Annotated in this window: 2 protein-coding genes; one reads left to right on the plus strand and one right to left on the minus strand. The window is 45.5% G+C overall.

Annotation, left to right across the window (positions count from 1 at the left end; genetic code table 11):
* Nucleotides 1–1,212: multidrug effflux MFS transporter (locus Q0241_RS03440; RefSeq protein ID WP_299373100.1), on the minus strand; the 1,212-nt coding region annotated here is incomplete at its 3' end.
* A gap of 187 nt (nt 1,213–1,399) precedes the next feature.
* Here Q0241_RS03440 and Q0241_RS03445 point away from each other — a divergent pair.
* Entirely contained in the window at nt 1,400–2,116 is a 717-nt protein-coding gene (locus tag Q0241_RS03445; protein ID WP_299373103.1) for a hypothetical protein, read from the plus strand.
* The last annotated feature ends 22 nt before the right edge of the window (nt 2,117–2,138 follow it).

The raw sequence follows: 2,138 nt of genomic DNA on the forward strand, positions 1-2,138 counted from the left end.
TGCCTGCATGTGAATTTTGGAATTGGTGATGTACATGATGGTCAATGAAATTAAGCCAAAAACACTAAACCCAATAACCAGTGGCATGATCGTTCCATTATAGGATTGTGCGACGAGTGTTCCAAAAATTACGGAAATAAAGGTTGAAACAGACGTGACGACAGCCGAGGCAACGCCCGCGATGTGACCAAGAGGTTCCATCGCCTGCGCATTAATATTGCCAAATAGAATGCCCACACAGAAAAAGATGCACAACATAAAGACAACGAGTGACCAGAGTGGGGGGTGACCATTATAAACAAAAGCAACAGCTAAATAACTGATTGAGATGCCAACAAAAGTCCAGAGTGCTTTAGCTATCAAGTTCTTCATTCCCAAGCGCATGACAAGGGCGGAATTGGCCAAAGATGCGCCTCCGAAGGAGAGTGCTAGCGACCCAAAGTAGACGGGAAAAAGCTCGCCAACGTTGTATTGATCCTGAAAAATTTGCTGGGACATTGTAAGAAAACTTAAAAAGGAAGCGAAGACGAAACCCGACAAAATTGTGTAGCCCAATGAGGTTGGGTTTGTAAGAACTTCCATGCTGGCAATACCAAGGCGGCTGGCCGAGAAGCGTCGACGGTTTTCAGGTGCCAGAGTTTCCGTTTGCCGAAACATAAGCCAAACAAATGCCATAATACCTAATGCAAACATGGCACCGAAAATTGCACGCCAAGACGCAACAAGCATAACCGTTTGGCCCAATGCTGGGGCGAGCACAGGCACAAGAATGAAAACGGTCATAACCAATGAAGTGAAGCGCGCCATTTCCCGTCCTGAATATTGATCCCGGATCAGGGCGATTGAAACTACCCTTGGTCCTGCAGCCCCCAAGCCTTGTAAAAACCGGCCCAACAGCATGACTTCAAAACTGGTGGCAAATGTAGAAAGCAGGCAGCCAATTAAGAAAATTCCAATCCCGAGGTATATGGGTCCTTTTCGACCTATACTGTCAGAGAGAGGACCGTAAATCAGCATCCCAATCCCCATTCCAACAAATGTTGCTCCTAGAATGAACTGTCTGCCATTGGGATCGATAACGCCAAGGTCCCGTTCAATATGGGCAAGGGCGGGCAACATGCTGTCAATTGAGAGAGCAATAAGTGAGCTGAGCAGTGCTAGCAGAATGACCTGCTCGATAGGGCCTATCGAGGGATTTCGGGGTGCAGACACTAGATGAAACTCCAGAAAATTGTACTTTGAAGCACTGTTCTATGGTTGGGCCGCAGCTTAAAACAGCATAACGCGACTAATCTATCATTCATAAGGTCTCTGTCTAGATATAGTGATCACAAAAAGAATTTGTCATCGCGATAATCTCTGAATTGACTTTTTTGCCCAATGGCGGCTTACTTTCAAAATGTATTCACGCGATTTTCCCAGCCCCCGATATAGGCAACTTATTGATTTCTATGCCCTTATGCATCAGGGCGGTGTTTGGCGTCGTAAAGGTGATGAAGTTGTTAAGTATCAAGCGTTTGAAACTTTTCGGGGAAGAGGGGTTTTTAGTCACGCGAAAACAATCCGGAAATTGGCGAACGCGACACAATCGACGACACTGCTGGATTATGGCAGTGGCAAAGGCGAACAATATTCAGATGACATTTTTCAAGATGGCGAATGTATTGCAAACTCGTTGCATGAATATTGGAATGTTCAAAATATTACCTGTTTTGATCCCGCAATAACAGATGATCAAACGCTGATTACGAAGACCTACGATGGTGTAATTGCGACGAATGTTCTGGACCTTATTCCAGAAGAGGATCTGTTTTGGGTTATTGATCTTTTGTTTGAAGCGGCTGATAAGTTTGTATTTGTGAACGTGATGGATTATTCCGCGCGGACTTTCTTACCAAACGGTGAGAATGCGCGGGTCACGCGGCGATCCAGTATCTGGTGGCGGGGCATGTTTGCGGCCGCCGGTCGTAATCGACCCGATATTAAATATTGCATCGCATTTGGCAGTCGCCGACCGAATAATGAAGGCCGTTTGGTCAATAGAACTGGGTATCTGCACAATTGCCAGAATTTGGACATTAAATCAGAAAAAAGTGTTATCCCGCCGGCAGAATGATGCATCTCGGTTGTTTTATATT

The sequence above is a fragment of the uncultured Kiloniella sp. genome, assembly GCF_937128705.1.
Taxonomy (GTDB): Bacteria; Pseudomonadota; Alphaproteobacteria; order Kiloniellales; family Kiloniellaceae; genus Kiloniella.

Excerpts from the sequence above, each read along its gene's own strand:
- Q0241_RS03445 (WP_299373103.1), top strand. The coding sequence starts at position 1,400 with ATGTATTCACGCGATTTTCCCAGCCCCCGATATAGGCAACTTATTGAT.